Raw genomic sequence first — 16,788 nt, forward strand, 5'->3', positions numbered from 1 at the left:
TATATAACAAAAATATAAAAGATATGGTTTTGAATATATTCTGGAGCTATATTCTTATAAATGCTCTATTTATTTTAAAAAAGACTTTTAGTTCTGATGTCATAAATTCTGCGATAACACTTTTAAGGGGTTAAGAAAGCAAGAAGAGACTGATGAATATTTACTTTAATATATTTAGATTAATTATTTTTTTTACGCTTATTACCCTTCTACTTGGATTTATTTCTATAAGAAAAACTTTTTTATATGACGAATTATATATGAATTTATGTATGCATTTTTAAATTAATAGGCTAACGCTTTTTTGTAAAATTACAAATGTTATTCAGCTGTTTTTGCAGCTCTATTAAGTATTAAACTGGGCAAAAAGCCCTTTTCTGATATATTTTACATGTGTTTGTACGATAATACATTCCATAAAATAATGTTATAATCTATTTTTGTAATTCAAAAAAATGTGAAAATCGATGATGGTATGTTTAATTCAGTTAATGTAATGGTTCTATTGCTATTTCACTACTGAGCTGTAAATCTAGTAATCGTTATTGTGTACTTTTTTGTAATAACCTTGATCTGGAATAGAAAATATTCAACTAACGTGTTTTTTATTTAAATTATATAATCTACTATGCTATGAAACAAGAAAATTATTACCTTAAAAGAGGGAGTTGTTTTTCTTTAAAGAAACAAAAATCTTTTTATATAGGTTGCTTCAAATCAATAGGAGTGAAAGATTCTGTTATAAAATACGGAATAAAAAAGCTACTATTATTTTCAATTTTAGTTTTATTTTTTGGATCGTGTAGTAAGGATTTTGATTCTTACTACGACAGACCCTCTTGGTTAGAAGATCCAATATACCAGACTTTGCAAAGTGAGGGACGTTTCTCTAATTATTTAGAGTGTGTGGACAAAACTCTTTATAGTCAGGTCTTGAAAGGCTCAGGTAACTATACTGTTTTTGCTCCTAATGATGAAGCTTTTGCTAAGTTTCTTAAAGAAAAAGGTTATGCTTCGGTTAAAGATATACCTAAATCTGTAGCAAACCAGATAGTAAGTTATTCTTTAGTGTATAATAAATATGCATTAGAGCATTTAGGAGATGTGTTAACAACTTCTCAGTGGTCTGCAGGTGCTTCTTATAAAAAGCGTACTCCTTATTATAAAACAATTTATAAGGAAAATGTAAACGGTAAAACAGAATGGGTAATAGATGCAAATGCACATAATGGAACATTTTCTACAGAAGTGCATAATTACAAGTATCTTCCAATTCTGACAAACTCATACTTTACAAATAATCATTTATCATCAAGTGATTATAATACATTCTTTTCAACGAACTTTTCTGGTCAGAATGTACTAAGCGGAGAGATTGTAAAAAGTGACCTTTATTCTGAAAATGGAGTTATTCATGAAGTTAATTCTGTATCGCTCCCACTTAATAACTTCGATGAAATGTTGAAGAACGATAATTATTCAGCATTTAAGGCTCTTCTTGATCATAAGACCTCTGATGGATCCTATCAATTTGCTAAATATACTCAGACCAATACCTTTACAGAGTATTACAAAACCCTATATCCGGATAGTAATATTGTAGATTTATATGTAAAGGCGTATCCTTCACTACCTTTTTCTCCAAATGTTGAACTTTATTCTGGTGTTTCAGGTGCATCTGATGAAGGAGATGGATATACTATGTTTGTTCCATCTAATGAGGCTGTGAATGAGTTTGTTCAAAATAAGCTTTTGAAATATGCAAAATCAATTTCAGAACTTCCGACTGCTACTTTAACGTATTTCTTAAAAGCTCATATGAGTGATGGTATAATATGGCCAAGTCAGTATACAACTGCGCAAAATGCTAATAGTGAATTTTTTAATGAGCAGGGTGCTTCAGGAAAAACTTTTAATGAAAGTGGTATTATTGAGAAAAAAATGGCGAGCAACGGTTTTTTCTATGGTATTGATCATGTAATTAAGAGTGGATATTTTGAAACAGTTTATTCTGAAATTTTGCTTAACCCTGCTTATTCATGGTTAAATATAGCTCTTACAGGATTGTATGCTAATGATTTGTATACAGATTTTTTAAAGAGCCCTTTATCTGGTTATACAGAAGAGAATTATACAATATTGTTACCTTCAGATGAATTGTTAAAGAGGGACGGCTTTGCTTATGATGTTACGCAGTCAGCAGTTGGTGACCGTTTTTCTAATTCAAGTATAAAAAGTGGTACAGCACTTGATCGTTTGAAACGTCTTATTCGTATGTGCGTGTTTAAACGTATCAAAAATAATGATATAAATAGTGCGATTGTAGATTTCAATGGAAACTCTTCTATTGGCTATGATGGATTTGGCTATGCCGTGAATGATTATGGAGATATGATCCGATTCAAGAATGGCAAAGTCCAGGCAGTGGGCAATATTTTGGATAGTGAATGGGTAACTATCACGCCAATTGCTACATTAAATAATGGACAAGTTTTTGCTATAGACAAATTATTGGAATATAGTCCAAGAAATAGTAACCCTGCAGCAGCAGCAGGTTGGGAGGATCAGTCTATTACAACGTTTGTTGCTAATTATTTTGCAGCTAATCCTGCACAAACATCTGAATTTAAAAAATATTGGGACAAGGTATTAAGTGTTGTTTCACCAAGTATTAATGCTTCAGGGTATTATACAATTCTGATACCTACTAATGAACAGGTTAATGCAGCAGTAGCTGCTGGAAATCTTCCAGCATTAGCAAATGTTGTTGTAACCAAAGATAAAGAATGGGCCCAGGCAGTAAATTTCGTTAGCTCACAAATACTTTCAGGTACTGTATATTCGGATGATGGATTAAGCCGTTTCATTCCTGGGAATTATGTAACAAGCAAATGTGCTACACTTTATAAGGTGAATGATTCATCTGCTGATTTAGTTGGAGTAAAGACATACGCTGAAGCTACGAAAGTTAATGGTCAGCTTGTTTTTCAGGCTAAAAATATAGAAGAAGGATCTAATATCCTGGTAAAAGGAATTGGTACATCTGGGGTGATACGAGGTGTAAACAACAGTAATGTCATGGGACCAAGAGCTGTAATACATCTTGTAGATGGATATTTGACTTTCAAAGTAAATTCAACGAATTAATAACCTTAAATATATGAATCAATGAAAAGAGTATTTTATATATATCTCTTACTCATTTTTTTGAGTTGCTTACCGGGCTTAACTTTTGCACAATCAAAAGTTATGATTCGTGGTGTTGTAACTTCGACATCAGACAAATCGACGTTACCAGGTGCAAATATACAACTGATTAACAAAGATGGGCGTGTGGTAAGTTATGCCGTTACAGATATGGATGGTAATTACAGTTTGATGTCTGATATGAAGAATGGAGATAAGTTAGTTGTTACTTATGCTGGTTTTCAAAAACAAACTCTTACTGTTAATAACCGTACAAAAGTAGATATTGCTTTAGTTCAGACTGATGTAATGATCGAAGGAGCTGTTGTTGTTGGACGCAAGAAGGTAAGCAATGGTATGATGAATATCAATGAAAGAGATTTAACTACTGCTGCTACTACTATAGGACTTAAAGATTTAGCAGAACTTACAGGTGCTTCTGTTGAAGATGCATTGCAGGGGCGTATTGCCGGAGTTGATATTGTTGCTAGCTCAGGTACTCCTGGTGCAGGTATGTCTATACGTATTCGTGGAACCACTTCAATTAATGGTTCTTCACAGCCATTAATTATCGTGGATGGTTTTCCTTATGAAACAACAATTTCTTCTGATTTTGACTTTGCAAATGCTGATGAAGAAGAATATTCTCAGATGTTGAATATTGCTCCGGATGATATAAAGGAAATAACAGTATTGAAAGATGCTGCTGCTACAGCTATTTGGGGATCTCGTGCAGCCAATGGTGTTTTACAGATTACAACTAAAAGAGGTGCAGTTAGCAAGCCTCGTGTTTCTTATTCATTTAAAGGATCAATTGATAAATTACCAAGAGGTATTCCTACATTATCTGGTGATCAATACAATACGTTGATACAGGATGAAATGATGAATAGTGGGATCGCATTTAATCCTAATACATATCCGGAATTTGCTAATGATGTTAATAATCCGTACTATTTTTATAACTACGGACAAAATACAAACTGGTTTGATGAAGTTACCCGTACTGGTTTTACACAAGACCATAATATTTCTATTAGTGGGGGTGGGGATAAGGCTCAGTATAGAGCTTCTGTTGGCTATTATAATCAGCAAGGAACAACAATAGGAACAGACTTTACACGTATTTCAACTCGTTTAAATGTAGACTATAATGTGTCTGAAAAACTTAAATTCCAGGCAAGTATGTCATATACACACGGAGAAAATAATCGTAATTATATCTCTTATTTGAGCAACAGTAAAGATGTGGGTGAAATGGCCTATACAAAAATGCCAAACATGAGTGTTTATGAATATAACGCACTAGGCCTGTTAACCGGTAATTATTTCTCTCCATTAGAATCTCCTCAGGGATACTGGAACTCCACTTCTCAAAGTGGAATCTATAATCCTGTAGCTATGGCTAATGAAGGCTTGTATAAATCAATAAGTGATCGTATTATTCCGAATCTTACTTTAGTCTGGACACCGTTCACTTTCTTACGTTATCAGTTTGATGTAGGCTTTGATGTTATGAATAATAAGAACAATGCATTTTTGCCACAAACAGCTACAGGTCGTCCCTGGAATGAAATAAGCGTAAACAGAGCTGATGATGTTGATGGCGAAGCTTTCACTATTCAAACTTATAATAAATTGATTTTTACTCCTAATTTAGGAGAAAAGCATGATTTACAAGTCTTGCTGGGTACATCTACTAACGATAAGTCTTCTGCAAGTTATAAGTCTACTACAGGTAATAATGCAAGTCCTTATTTAAAGGACCCTTCTATTGCTTCACGTGTAGCCGGGCAAAGTGTTTTAGGTATTTATTCAGGAAGTTCACAAAACAGATCGGTTTCTTTTTTTGCAAATGCTCAGTATAGTCTGTTAGACCGTTATATCGTTTCTGGTAACATTCGTACAGACGGAAGCTCTCGTTTTGGTAGATCTTATCGTTGGGGTAGTTTTCCTAGTATCTCTGCCCGATGGAGAATTTCAGGTGAGCCTTTTATGAAAGGATTAAAATGGCTTGATGAATTAAGCTTACGTGCCAGCTATGGGGTAAATGGTAATGCTCCAAAATCAGATTTTGGTCATATCAGTACTTATGGTATATATGATTATAATTATCTGGGTTCCGCAGGGACTTATCCCAATAATCTAGAATTAATAGACCTCCGTTGGGAAAGATCTATTCAGAAGAATTTTGGTGTAAACTTTGCTGCATTCAATAATCGTTTTAATGTTGATTTTGAATTATATAAGAAAAGAACAAACGACTTATTCTTTTATGGATTGGACATCCCAACATCAACCGGTTTCTCTTCTGTTGATATGAACGTGGGAGTTATGGATAACCAGGGATGGGAGCTATCTGTAATGACTACTCCGGTAAAAACGAAAGATTTTACATTTAGCTTTAATTTTAACATTGCTCGTAATGAGAACTTTGTGCGTAGTATTTCAGAACAATATCCAATGGAATCAGGAGTAAGTACTGCAAATGGTTCATATATCAGACGATTTGAGATAGACCAACCTTTAGGTTCATTTTATGGATATAAGTATAATGGTGTTTACTTGAATAAGGATCAGACCATTGCCCGTGATAAAAATGGAGGCAAAATATTTACATATAATGATGCAGGTGAAAGAGTTCCGGTGCAAATGCGCTTTGGGTATCCTTCAATTGACTATCAATTTCAGGAAGGAGATGCTAAATATGAAGACTTGAATCATGACGGTAATATTGATTATCTGGATATCGTTTATTTGGGTAATGCCAATCCTTTGTTTCAGGGAGGATTTGGTCCAAGTTTTAGATATAAAAACTTTACGCTGAATCTATATTTTAACTACCGCTACGGAAATGATATTGTGAATTCAGCTAAGATGAATATGGAGAATATGTATAGCTTTAATAATCAAAGTACAGCAGTCTTGAACAGATGGAGGCACTCTTATGAGAATGAGGCTGATGCACCAGAAGGTTTGCTTCCAAGGGCTCTTTATAAAAAAGGATATAATTACCTGGGATCAGACAGGTTTATTGAAGATGGTTCTTTCCTACGTTTTAAATCATTGACATTTAAGTATACTTTCGATCGGAAAATGTTAGCTAAAACATTTTTAAACGATGCTTCTATTTATCTGACAATGCAGAACTTATTCGTTTGGACAAATTATACAGGACAAGATCCGGAAGTCTCAGTAGGTGGTAGTGATCCTTTCAAAACAGGATATGATTATGCAACAACTCCACGTAGTAAAGAATATACTTTAGGATTATCTCTAACCTTTTAATTAAAGAACTATATGAAAAAATATATAATAATATGTATCGCACTACTTACTCAATTTTGTATATTGAGTTCCTGTGACGACTATTTGGCCTTAAAACCTACAGATGGAGTTCCCCGGCAAGATTACTGGAAAACAAAGGAAGATGTTGCATCTTTTACAACAGGTCTTTATTCTTCCATGTTAAATGGGGATATGGTAACACGAATGTTTCTTTGGGGAGAGGCCAGAGCTGATATGATTCAATCGGGAAACCGAAAGATTGATGCTAATATACAACGAATTATAGAAGGAGAAATTTCTTCTGACAATAAGTATTGTTCCTGGACTCCATTTTATAAAACGATCAATCAGTGCAACACTCTTTTAAAATATGCACCAGATGCACAGGCAAATGACCCTTCATTTTCAGAAAAGGCATTGAAGGAGTATGAAGCACAGGCTGTTGCTATACGTACCTTGATGTATTTTTATCTTGTGAAAACTTTTGGAGATGTACCTTTTTCTTTAGAAGCTTATGTAGATAATTCACAAAAGATGAGTATGCCTAAAGTTAGCCAAACTGTTATTTTAGATTCTCTAGTAGCTCAATTAGGAAGAGTAGAAGCTAATATTCCTTATAACTATGGAACGGATGCTGCCCAGAACAAAGGACGGATTACCCGTTATGCAGCAGATGCCCTTTTAGCTGATATTTATTTATGGAAAGAGGATTATGAAAATTGTGTAAAGATGTGTGATAAAGTAATTCTTTCCGGACAATATGCATTAGTATCAGTTTCCCGATCTATGGAAGTAACCACAGGAGCTACAGTTGAGGAAAATGATACTGTTTATCATCCGTCAGCTTCCAGTGTTGCTTCATTATATAATAAAGTATATGCAGAAGGAAATAGTATTGAAAGTATTTTTGAACTTCAATTTGAGACTGACATTCTTAATCCGTTTTATAGCATGATGACACAAACAGTTGCTACTGTTATGGCCAAAACAGATGTGCTATCAGAAGAAATATATATTCCTACGTCAAAGGATGATAATTCTTATTATGACATTCGTTCAAATCTTGCTTCAAAAAATGGGTATATATGGAAATATGTTGGTAAGGAACTGGATGGCTCTACTTTCAGAGCTGAAACAGAGATGACTGCCAACTGGATTATATACCGATTATCAGATGTTTTGCTGATGAAAGCCGAAGCTTTAACTCAAATAGGTATTAAATCTGGAGAGCAATCATATTTAAAAGAAGCTCGTGCTTGTATAGAAAAAGTCAGAGTCAGAGCAAATGCTGTAGAATCTACCGATCTTACTTTTGGACAAACAGAGTTTGACGGTAAAACTTTGGAGAATTTTGTTCTGCAGGAACGTGCCCGTGAATTTGCTTTCGAAGGTAAACGTTGGTTTGATGTGTTACGTCAGGCAAAACGTGATAACTATGCAGGAACAAATCTGGATTATTTGACTCAGTTAGCTGTGTATAGTGCCCCTGCTGATAAAGTATTCAGCCTTCAGACAAAATATAAAAATCATAAGAGCCATTATCTTCCAATATCCAAATCAGAATTGGAAACAAATCCGGCTCTAGTACAAAATGAATTCTATGGTGAAAATAAATAAAGCTATGAAACGAAATAAATTAATAAACATTAGTTTGCCAATATGGCTGTTCTGTGTTTTGGCTTTGATAACGGGATTATCCTCTTGTGAAACAGAGCTTGAGAAAGGAGTGTACAAAACAGCTGATTTGCAAATGATAGATGAATATATGGAGAATAAGGATGCAAACCTTTCCGAGTTTCTTCAGATTATTGATAAGGCAGATTATCGTGGTATGTTGCATGCCTATGGAACATATACTTGTTTTGCCCCAACAAATGCGGCTATCGACAATTATTTAAAAGAAAAAGGTAAGACACTTGAAGGGCTGACTAAAGAAGAAGCTGAACAAATAGTGAAATTTCATGTAATAAACGACACTATCTCGACTTTAGATTTTGTAGATGGACGTCTTCCATCTACAAATATAAACAGAGATTATCTGACTACTAAAACAGAAGTGGATAATGCCGGAGACGTTTATATAAAAGTAAATCGACAGGCACGAATAACTGCTAAAAATATTTTATTAGGAAATGGCTACATCCATGTTGTTGATAATGTGCTGAAGCCGGCACAATTAACTTTAGCTCAAACATTTGCAGCTTTGCCCGATGCTGAGTATTCTTTAATGAAAGAAATTGCTGTTGCAGCTGATTTTAATTCAACTCTTCAGACTCAGGAAAGTGGAAAGTACTTTACCTTCTTTGTTCAGGATAATAAGACTTTTGAAGATTTAGGAATCAAGACTGTAGAAGACCTTCTGGTTCGTTTACGCAAGAATTCTCCTGCAATATCTGATGATAAAGTCTTGTTATATAATTTTCTCGCTTATCATACCGTTGGTGGCAGAGTATATGTTACAGACTTAATGGCGACTTCCAGTTTGCCAACATTAGTAAAAAATCAACCTCTTACATTTCAGTTGAATAATGAATTCCTTGTTATTAATGAATTTAAAGTGGGGCAGTTAAATGAAGAAGGAATTCAGGTTGACAGAAATAGTGAATATTCAGACCTTACATGTACAAATGGCGTTATGCATCGTATTTTAGGTCAGATTGAAATAAAGAAGCGTAAAGCATATCGTGTCTATTGGGATATGGCAGATATGCCAGAGATAAAAGCTTTAAAAGGTTATCGTAAGGCAGGTACTACTCAGGTATTCTTATCAGGAGAATTATCGGAAATGACTTGGGGTGGTAAAAGTAATCCAACTGTTACTTATATTGCTAATGGAACAAGCTGGAACGAAAAAGGACAATATGTTTATGGCGATATGATGAGATTCAGAATTTGTACCAATGTAATGCAGTGGGTAGAATTTAAAATGCCGCTTTTAGTAGAAGGTACATACAAAGTTTGGATCAGCTGGAGACGTGCCAATCCTGCAACTTTCCGTACTTCATTTAAACAAGATGGTCAGGAAGACCAGATTTTACCAACAGTTGTTGATATGTCTTCCTATATGCCTATTTACTGGCAAAACACAGAAAAAACAATTCTCGACGGTGATAAAATGGAATCTGAAGGCTGGAAACAATATAATGCAAAGAAAGTAAACAGTGTAATGTGCTGCAAACTGATGGGAACTATTAAAGTTTTGTCAACAGGCAGACACATACTTCGTTTGGATGCATTGAGTGGTAGTAAAGGTTATGGTAATGACTGGGATATGATTCAGTTTATTCCTGTTGATGAAGACCAGCAATGGCCTAAAATAGCGATGAATGGCGACTGGATAGAAAATGGAACTCTTGATAATCAGATTTTCCCTGATGGACAGTAAATAATATAAATAAATAAATATAATGTATATGAAATCAAAAAATATAATACCTCTGTTATTTGTTTTATTCTCGGTCACTACATTTTTTTCATCATGTAATGATCAGTGGGATAATCATATAGCAATTATTGATAAAACGCTTTCAGGCAATGTCCTGGAAGCGATACAGTCAAATCCGGATTTAAGTATCTTTTATGGAATGGTAAAAGCTGTAGGATATGACAGCTTGTTACAGTCTGCAAACAATTTTACAGTTCTGGCACCTTCTAATTCAGCTCTTTCAACTTATGCTAATTCCAGTGATGATGTTAAAAAGAGCATAGTAAAGAATCATATTGCTTATCTGACATATAATTCAACTCAATTAGCTGCTCTAAGCAAAATAAAGATGATAAATGGTAAAAACCTTGATTTAAGCAATGTTAATATATCATCTTCAAAAGATTTGCTTTGCAATAACGGAATTGTTCATGTTGTAAATAATGCAATTATTCCGAACCTGAATATATATGAATATTTGGAATCAATCCGTGGACAATATACACAGGTTGACGAGTTGCTGAGTATGACTAAGAAAGTTATGGACAAACAAAGAAGTGTTCAGACTGGTGTTGACGAAAACGGAAATGTTCTTTATGATACAGCCTGGGTATATAAGAATCATTACCTTGATAAAATGGCTTTATCCAATGAAGATTCCCTTTATACAATGGTATTGCTTGATAATGGAAACTTTTCCACACTTAAAACGAAGTATGCTAAATACATGGTACGTGGTAGCCAGCAGGTAACGGATTCTATTGCTACTGATGAATTGATTCAGGATCTTGTCTTTTTGCCAAAAAATGCCATTGGTACAGTTTACACATCTATTAATGGTGTGAAAGTGGATTTAGCTAATGCTACTCTGTCCAATCAATATATAGCTTCGAATGGTACTGTAAAAGTAATGACTGGAGCCAATATTGTGATGAAAGAAAATAAAATTAAAACAATTATTGTTGAAGGTGAAAGCCTTTACGGAGCTCTCAGGTCTGATTATGTTTTGAAACGTGTGCGTACATGGGCTAGCGGAGGAAATGATGTTATGTTTTCAGGATGGCTGCAACAATCAAGAGATTCACTAGCTGCAGATGGAACCAAGAAAACAATAACTTATAATTATAATTATGAGTCAAATCACTATTCGGATGCTGTTAATTTCTATCTTGCGTATTTAGTAAAGCTTTATTCTGTGGATTATGATATTTACTGGAAGACTTATGATGACATGTCCTCACATTATAAAGGAGATGCTTATGACCCATCATATTCTCCACTTGATCCGGAAGCATTTTGTTCTTCTGTAATGAAACTGACTCAAAAGCTCTTTATTTCTTTACCTGGTCAACCTAGATTGGCTCGTGATTCTGATGGTAAGATCCTGAATAACTATCTTGATACAAATACAGGTACCGCTTCATGGAAGAAGTATGCATTTGTTGGAGAGGTCAATGCCGGAGTAAATAAAGAAACTCAACTGACAAAGAGGAATCTGACAGGAGATTTCGGTTCAGTAGGAACAGTACTGACAGATGATCCTTATACATTCCAGTGTCCTATAATGGGGTATTCTACATTCTATGTTTGTAATACACCTGCTGCAACAAAGAATACAGAGAAATATTATGGTATGATATTCCTTGATTATATTCGTCTTGTGCCGAAAATTAGTGAATGATAAATACATTCTGTACAATTAAAAATAGAATCATTATGATAAAATTTAAAAATATATTGCTTTCGTCGATATTTATTCTTTGCTGTATAGTTTGCAATGCTCAGACTTCGGCAGGCGAATTAAATGTTTCCGGTAAAGTGCTGGATGCCGGAAGCCTTAAACCCTTGGCTGGTATGAGTATTTCTCTTCCGGGAGTAAGTGCAGCCATGACTAATGACAAGGGAGAGTTTAAGATAAAAGTTCCTTCTTATAATGTTGAGCTATCAGTTAGTGGACCGATGTATCAAAGCAAGAAGGTTGCATTAAAAGGCCATATAACAATTGAAATCCGCTTATATGAAAGTGGCTTTAATTCAGTGTATAAAGATGTATTGATGCCGCTAGCGGAAACAAACAATGCTTATCTTACCAACTCTGTTTCTTTTTTGAGTCATGGAAGTTTAAACAGCATAGCTTCAACTCCTGAAAAGCTACTTCAGGGATCTGTAGCCGGACTTAATACAATAATGCGTTCGGGCTTAGAAGGTAGTGGAGCTAACCTTTATCTTAGAGGTTTTAATTCTATATATACAAACAATCAGCCTTTACTAGTTATTGATGGAATGGTTGTTGAAAGTCAGTCATTTGGAACGTCATTGATACAAAACTATATTTCTACTCCATTTGGTTCTATTGATGTTAAAGATATAGAACGAATGACTGTGATAAAAGACGGAACTTCTCTGTATGGTGTAAAAGGTGCTAATGGTATTATTCTGATTGAGACACTTCGTTCAAAATCAATGCCAACCAAAATTAATTTTAATTTGCAGACAGGCATGAATATGCAGCCAAACAAGATACCAATGCTTGGGGCGAGTGCAGCGAAAAAATATCTTATAGATATGTATCAAAGCAGTGGTAAATACACTACAAACCAAATTCAGAACCTGGCTTTTGTTAATCAGGAAATACCGGTTCTTAGAAATTGGGGATATGAAGGGAATGTAGATTTTTATCGTTATAATAAAAATACAGACTGGCAGGATGAATTGTTTACTGAGAGCTTCAAGCAAAACTATTCTTTAAATGTTACCGGTGGTGATGAAGTTGCAGTATATGCTTTATCTGCCGGATATTTGCAAAATGAAGGCCTAATAGCGGGTACAGACTATTCTCGTTTTAATGCACGAGTAAATACTGAAATTAATTTTTCGCCTAAGATGAAGGTGCGTACCAATATGAGTCTTGTTTATGGAAAGAAGAATTTGCGTGATGAAGGAGGTATAATGGCTACTAATCCTGTTTATTCTTCTTTAGTTAAAGCCCCGTTTATGGCTGGAAATATTTACGATCAGAATAATTTGATGTCTCCAAACTATGAAGACGTAGATATGTTTGGTTTAGCTAACCCGCTAGCTATAGCAAACAATGTAACACAGGAAAACTCAAATTATCGTTTTATGGGAAGTGTTGATATCGCTTATAATCCAAGGAAAAATTTAAAAGTCAGCACTAATTTTGGTGTTCATTATAATAAAGATCGTGAAAGAATATTTCTTCCGGGAACAGGAATTCCTTATGATACATTGTCAAACTCATTGGTAACTAATAAACTTCAGCATCGTGTAGAACGTTTGTTTACCTTGTTTAATGAAACACGGGTTAATTATATCCATAATTTCTCTCATGATCATTCGTTGGATGCTACAGTTGGTTTACGTTATTTGAACACAAATGCAGAAGATGACTGGGGTAAGGGTTACAATTCTGTTAGTGACAATTTTACATCTTTGGATTATGGATTGAATACTTTACGTCAAACAGGGGGATCAATTGGTAAATGGAATTGGCTTGCATATTTTGCCAATGTGAATTACAATTTAAGGAATAAGTATTTCTTAACCGCTACAACCTCATTTGATGCCTCTTCTCGTTATGGCGAATCTATAAGTAAGTATCAGATGTATCCTTCAATATCCGGAGCATGGCTTATTTCGTCTGAAGATTTTATGAAAGACATTTCAGCATTTGATATGTTAAAGTTAAGAGCAGCTTATTCTATCTCTGGCAACGATGACATCGGCAATTATTCTGCTCGCCGTTATTATGTTCCACAAAATTTTCTGGGTAACTATGGTTTGATACGAGGAAATCTGGTAAATACAAATCTAAAACCCGAAAGAAGTGCTAAGTTAAACATCGGAGTTGATTTGTCTTTGCTTAATGAGCGCTTATCTTTTAGTGCTGATTTATATAAGACAAGAATTACTGATATGATTACTTACTCACCTGTATCACCAATTTCTGGTTTCTCAACTTATATCTCTAACGGTGGAGAAATGGATAACAATGGTCTTGACCTTGCATTAAATGTCCGATTGATTAATACTTCGGTAAAATGGGATCTGGGTATGAACGTCTCTTTCTATAAGAATGAAATAAAGAAACTAAATGGAAATGCTTATCAAACCAGTATTGCCGGTGGTAATATAATAACTCAGGTTGGAAGTCCTTTAGGCCTTTTCTATGGTTATAAGACCGATGGTATATACACAACTTCAACCGAAGCTAGTGCAAAACAGCTGTATCATCCGGTTGGTACACAAAAACTACCTTTCACAGCTGGTGATGTTAAATTTGTAAATACGGATAGCAGTAATGATTTGATTGATGAGAAAGATATGCAGGTTATTGGTGATCCTAATCCTGATTTCTTTGGTGGTATAACAACCAATCTGGAATGGAAACGATTTAAAGCTTCAGCGCTGTTTACTTACTCTGTAGGCAATGATATTTATAACTATACTCGCAGAGAGTTAGAGTCTATGTCTGGCTATGCTAATCAGACCGAAGCTGTACAAAATCGTTGGAAATATGAAGGACAGAATACAAATATACCTAAGGCTGTATTTGGTGATCCAATGGGGAATTCCCGTTTTTCTGACAGATGGATTGAAGATGGTTCTTATTTGAAACTCAAGAATGTTCAATTATCTTATGATTTGCCTGTTAAATCTGGTCTCTTCACAGGAATTACGATCTATGCTGCAGCAGAGAATCTGTTAACTATAACAAACTATAAAGGATATGATCCGGAGATTTGTGCCAGCACAAATCCTCTTGGAGCTGGGATTGATGCATTTACAACACCTCAGGTTAGAACATTTTATGTAGGCCTGAAAATCGGATTGTAATGTGTAATCTAATTAGTAATTATAAAAAGACGAAAAGATGAAATATAAAAAAAATATTTTGATGCTATTCTTTGCTTCTTCTCTGATTCTTACCTCTTGTGTTGATGCAAAAGTAGAAGAAGTGCTTGAATACGAGAATCACTACCAGACAACCGCTGATGCTGATAATGCAATATTAGGTGTATATGGAAGCTTTATGAGATTAGCTGAACAAATGGTTGTGTTGAATGAACTTCGTGGAGACTTGATGGATGTTACAACCAATGCGTCTCAGGACCTGCAGGAAATTAATCTGAAGCGCACGGGTTCTGACAATAAATATGCCGATCCAACCCAATTCTTTACAGTAATTCAAAACTGCAATGATATACTTGCAAACTTTGATATTATGTATAAGTCTAACAAACTGACAAAAGATCAATATAACGAACGTTATTCGGATGTTGCCGCTATGCGTTGTTATGTTTATTTGCAATTAGGAATTCAGTATGGTAATGTTCCGTATATCACAGATCCCATTGTTAGTATTGAGGATGTTAAGAAGTACTCTGAATCAGATAAAATAGGACTGGATGAATTAATTAAAAAGCTAATTACTTGCATGGAAGGTCTGCCTACGTTAGATGATTACGTGAATTCTCCTTTGGTGCAATATACACTTGATGGATATGAGCTGAATAAATTCTTTATTAATAAACATTTGGTGCTGGCCGATTTATATTTATGGGATGGTAGATATTTGGATGCTGCTACTCAATATCGTAAAATACTAGCAACAGACGAAGAAAAGGGTGCGGCAGAAAATAACGATGGCTATAAGTGCAGAGGATGGGTATGGAAAGACGGGGAAACTCCAAATACCTTCCAGGTTTATTATATCCGCTATATGTGGGATGACCTTAATTCTTATCGCAATAGCTGGTGTAGCATGTTCCAGCTTCCGGCAGAGAACGATGTAGCAAAATGTGAATGGATCTGGACTATGAGTTACGACAAATCATTTGCACCAACTTATCCGTTCATTAGTTTATTCGCCAATGAAGGAAAAGGCACATATCAATTAATGCCTTCTACTTATGCTGTTGATTCTTTATGGGAAAACCAGGTTCAGAAGAATGGATTTAAATTTGATGGACGTGGACGTAATTCATCGTTCAAGCAAGTTGCTCCCGGACAGTATGTTGTTCAAAAATACTTGTACAATTATGATAGTTCAAAACCTTTTGAACAACAAGGACGTTTGTTCCTTTATCGTGCAGGCTTATTACATCTTCGCTATGCAGAAGCTGCTAACCGTGCAGGATATCCAAAGTTAGCTTATGCTTTGGTAAATCAAGGTATCAATGGCACTTTTAAATGGGATAATGTAGGTAATGATTCTATTTACCAAAGTGGATATGGACCAGGCAAGCCTTATCCTGCACCATTCTATCTCGATGGAAGAAATTCTGATAATCCATATTATCGTTCTCCATGGAGAGACAATGCCGGAATTCGTGGCCGTGCTTCTTTGAAATCTGTAGAATTCCCATCGACTTGCACAACAACCAATGACTCTATTCAATTTATGGAAAAGGTTATTCTTCAGGAATGTGCACTTGAAACAGGTTTTGAAGGAAATCGTTGGGGAGATCTTGTTCGTATAGCTCATCGCATGAACAAAGAAGGACGTGATGGAAATACTTTCCTAAATGATAATTTGAAAAAGAAATATCAGATAGCTGGAGAAGCTCTTCCCGATTACTCTTCAGAGGATAAATGGTTTCTTCCATTCCGTTTTAATAACTAGATTAGCCTCATAAGAAGAATTCTTTTTATTATAAACAAAAGAAAAGTCTGTCTCGTACAGGCTTTTCTTGTTTTAGTTCCTGCTTATAAAAAGGGTTTTTGATATAAATAACCGCTTGTTTTCTACAGAAGATAAATAATATTTCTCTTTTTTTATAGGTGTAGATCACCGATGACCGAATTTTTATTCGGTTTTTTCTTGATTTAAATGCTTTTTATCACATTTTTTTCTTGAAAAGTGATAG

The 16,788-nt window shown here is 34.8% G+C and carries 7 protein-coding genes; all 7 read left to right on the forward strand.

Annotated elements, in window-relative coordinates; genetic code table 11:
- Positions 1–633: 633 nt before the first annotated feature.
- From BUC21_RS13110 to BUC21_RS13140, 7 genes are read left to right on the forward strand one after another with little or no spacing between them, the layout of a single operon-like run.
- Positions 634–3,147 carry a fasciclin domain-containing protein gene (locus BUC21_RS13110; RefSeq protein ID WP_073403156.1) on the forward strand — a complete coding sequence of 838 codons (2,514 nt, stop codon included), beginning with the start codon at positions 634–636 and terminating at the stop codon, positions 3,145–3,147.
- A 21-nt stretch (positions 3,148–3,168) separates the two neighbouring features.
- Complete coding sequence (locus BUC21_RS13115) at positions 3,169–6,474, forward strand: SusC/RagA family TonB-linked outer membrane protein (protein ID WP_073403158.1); 3,306 nt, start codon at positions 3,169–3,171, stop codon at positions 6,472–6,474.
- Between the two features lie 12 nt (positions 6,475–6,486).
- Complete coding sequence (locus BUC21_RS13120) at positions 6,487–8,091, forward strand: RagB/SusD family nutrient uptake outer membrane protein (protein ID WP_073403160.1); 1,605 nt, start codon at positions 6,487–6,489, stop codon at positions 8,089–8,091.
- A gap of 4 nt (positions 8,092–8,095) precedes the next feature.
- Positions 8,096–9,859: a fasciclin domain-containing protein gene (locus BUC21_RS13125; RefSeq protein ID WP_175550524.1), complete on the forward strand. Its 1,764-nt coding sequence runs from the start codon at positions 8,096–8,098 to the stop codon at positions 9,857–9,859.
- A gap of 28 nt (positions 9,860–9,887) precedes the next feature.
- Complete coding sequence (locus BUC21_RS13130; RefSeq protein WP_175550525.1) at positions 9,888–11,579, forward strand: fasciclin domain-containing protein; 1,692 nt, start codon at positions 9,888–9,890, stop codon at positions 11,577–11,579.
- A gap of 35 nt (positions 11,580–11,614) precedes the next feature.
- Positions 11,615–14,755, forward strand: coding sequence for a SusC/RagA family TonB-linked outer membrane protein (locus tag BUC21_RS13135; protein WP_175550526.1), 3,141 nt, complete (start codon positions 11,615–11,617; stop codon positions 14,753–14,755).
- Between the two features lie 37 nt (positions 14,756–14,792).
- Positions 14,793–16,544 (forward strand): RagB/SusD family nutrient uptake outer membrane protein, encoded by a 1,752-nt coding sequence (locus BUC21_RS13140; RefSeq protein ID WP_073403166.1) that lies wholly within the window; start codon positions 14,793–14,795, stop codon positions 16,542–16,544.
- Positions 16,545–16,788 lie beyond the last annotated feature (244 nt).

Origin of the sequence: Bacteroides luti, assembly GCF_900128905.1 — a bacterium.
GTDB classification, from domain to species: Bacteria; Bacteroidota; Bacteroidia; order Bacteroidales; family Bacteroidaceae; genus Bacteroides; species Bacteroides luti.

What these genes read in the sequence shown, in the direction of transcription:
- BUC21_RS13110 (WP_073403156.1), top strand. Translation starts at nt 634, where the DNA reads ATGAAACAAGAAAATTATTACCTTAAAAGAGGGAGTTGTTTTTCTTTA.
- BUC21_RS13115 (WP_073403158.1), top strand. Translation starts at nt 3,169, where the DNA reads ATGAAAAGAGTATTTTATATATATCTCTTACTCATTTTTTTGAGTTGC.
- BUC21_RS13120 (WP_073403160.1), top strand. Translation starts at nt 6,487, where the DNA reads ATGAAAAAATATATAATAATATGTATCGCACTACTTACTCAATTTTGT.
- BUC21_RS13125 (WP_175550524.1), top strand. Translation starts at nt 8,096, where the DNA reads ATGAAACGAAATAAATTAATAAACATTAGTTTGCCAATATGGCTGTTC.
- BUC21_RS13130 (WP_175550525.1), top strand. Translation starts at nt 9,888, where the DNA reads ATGAAATCAAAAAATATAATACCTCTGTTATTTGTTTTATTCTCGGTC.
- BUC21_RS13135 (WP_175550526.1), top strand. Translation starts at nt 11,615, where the DNA reads ATGATAAAATTTAAAAATATATTGCTTTCGTCGATATTTATTCTTTGC.
- BUC21_RS13140 (WP_073403166.1), top strand. Translation starts at nt 14,793, where the DNA reads ATGAAATATAAAAAAAATATTTTGATGCTATTCTTTGCTTCTTCTCTG.